General features: G+C 68.6%; 2 protein-coding genes and 1 pseudogene. 2 read left to right on the forward strand and 1 reads right to left on the reverse strand.

What is annotated here, in order from left to right; genetic code table 11:
- Window positions 1–37 precede the first annotated feature (37 nt).
- Window positions 38–510 (forward strand): annotated as a pseudogene (locus VR44_RS39120) (LysR substrate-binding domain-containing protein); the annotation flags it as partial.
- Window positions 511–679: 169 nt separating this feature from the next.
- Entirely contained in the window at window positions 680–1,504 is an 825-nt protein-coding gene (locus VR44_RS39125; RefSeq protein ID WP_157880554.1) for a hypothetical protein, read from the forward strand.
- A 188-nt stretch (window positions 1,505–1,692) separates the two neighbouring features.
- On the opposite strand, the gene VR44_RS39130 is transcribed toward VR44_RS39125, so the two are convergent.
- The coding region (locus VR44_RS39130) for a hypothetical protein (RefSeq protein WP_211275228.1) at window positions 1,693–2,127 on the reverse strand (435 nt) is incomplete at its 5' end.

Genomic DNA, 2,127 nt, shown 5'->3' on the forward strand with positions numbered 1-2,127 from the left:
GTCCTGGGGTCAGGCCACCTTCACGCGCAGGACGTAGACCGGCCTGGCCGATCCGACGTGCGGGCTGCGGGCCGGGCGCGTCGACGTCGCCCTGACCTGCGGGCCGTTCGACCGGACCGGCCTGACGGTGCGTGAGCTCCGCGACGATCCCGTGGGGCGCTCCGGCGCGCGAACGATCCGCTGGCCGGGAGGGAGCGCCTGGAGCTCGCCGACCTGGCCGGCCGGCGCTGGTTCCGCTTCCCCCCCGGGCACCGATCCGCTCTGGCAGGCCTACTGGCACGGCGGCGAGCCCCGTGAGGGCCCGGTCGTCCGCGCGGTACAGGAGTGCCTCCAGGCCGTCCGCTGGAACGCCACCCTCGGCCTCGCCCCGCTCGGCCACGCCCCGACCGAGGGACTGTACCGCTCGCCGACATGGCTCCGAGCCGCGTGGTGGTGGCCTGGCCGGAGGGCGACGCGAACCCGCTGGTGGCGGCGTTCGTCCGGATCGCCGTGGCGGCGTACCGCGGTTGAGGACTACTCGCGGGCGGCCTCGTCGGCAGGCCGCCCGTCAGGCCAGAGCCCGGTTGCACCCTCCCTGACGATGCAGCAGGCTGGTTATCGGGCTTGAGGACACCGTCGGCGCACACGGCCGGACATCCAAGCCAGGCAGGTGATATCCGTGGCCCTTACCATCAACGCAGTGACCATCGACAACGAAGATGACATCAACGCCGTTTACCGGTACGACGGGTTCGGAACGTCGTGGACTCAAATCCAAGGACCTGTCACGGTCACCGGCACTTTCGGCGGCGGGTGGGGCCTCCTCATCGGGAGTGCGGACGGAGACACAGCCGACCAGGAATTCAGCTACAACGGAAACCCCTTCGACTGGCAATTCATCAGTGCGCCCGCAGCATCCTTCACAGTGACCGACGACACCGTGTACAAGAAGTCCGCCGACGGGAACGCCGTGCTGCAGTTCGACGGCTTCGACGACGACGCGAGGCCGCTCTGGAGTCAGATCGGCAATTCGGTCTTCGAGATCGTCGGCGGCCGATTCGGCCTGATGGCCCAGATGCCAAACTCCATCGACGGTCACGCATTCCTCTACTCCGGAACTCCGGGCGAATGGCAGCATATCGGAGACAAGGGCGGCGCGTACGCCGTCTCGTCCGATACCGTCTACAGAACCGAACCCCACGGCCGTACCGTATTCGAATACGACGGTGTCGGAACTTCCTGGACCGACGTGGGAAGCCCGCCAGGCGGTACCACAAACATCCAGGCCGGCGGATTCGGACTCATCGGCAGTTCCTTCGACGCCCATGGACTATTCCGATACCGAGGTAGCCCCGGTAGTTGGGAACGCATAGGCGACTTCACCATCTCATACGCGGTAACCGATGACACCGTGTATAGAGTGGGCGCAAACGGAACCGTTTTCCAGTATGACGGCTCCGGAATGTCCTGGACGTCGATCGGTCGCCCGGATCGCGTCTTCAAACTCGTGGCCGCCGGAGAATAGAGTCTCAGCGGACCCCGTCGCCCTCCGGCCCGATGTCCTTGAGGCCGGACGGGGTTGCGTCCGGGGTGAACGCGTGGTGGAAGGTAAAGGCGTGCGGCGCGGGGCCTTGGGCGTGGAGGCGTTCCAGGCCGCGGACCCTCCAGCACGTGGCTGGGGTGTCCCGTCCTCTCGAACCCCAGTCGTAGCGCCTATTCAGCGCCTCGCGGGGCTGGCCTCTGGTCGAGGAGGGCGCGTTCCACTGCGGGGCCGCCGGCCCGGACCTGGGCGCCGTCCGCCTGCCACAGGCCTACCAGGATCTCCCAGGCCCAGTCGGCGAGTTCGCCCGTGCGGCGGCCGGGAGCGGTTTTGAGCGCCGCCCGGACAGCGGCCCGGCCGGTCCTGGTCATCTTCGCCCGTACGGCCCGGCCGCGACCGCGCGGAACCTCGTCCTGCTCGATGAGGTCGGCACGGGCGAGCGCGGCCAGGGTGGATCCGACACCCAGGTCCCGGACGTCCAGTTTCGCGAGGGCCCGCTGGACGCTGGCGAGGCGCGTTCCGGGGGTGACCACGTCGATCCACCTCCACTCGGACGCCGGCGTCCGGTCGTCCATCGTGCGTCCCGACGTCCAGTCGGCCGAGCGTTG

The organism is Streptomyces katrae, from assembly GCF_000966975.1.
Classification (GTDB): Bacteria; Actinomycetota; Actinomycetes; order Streptomycetales; family Streptomycetaceae; genus Streptomyces; species Streptomyces katrae.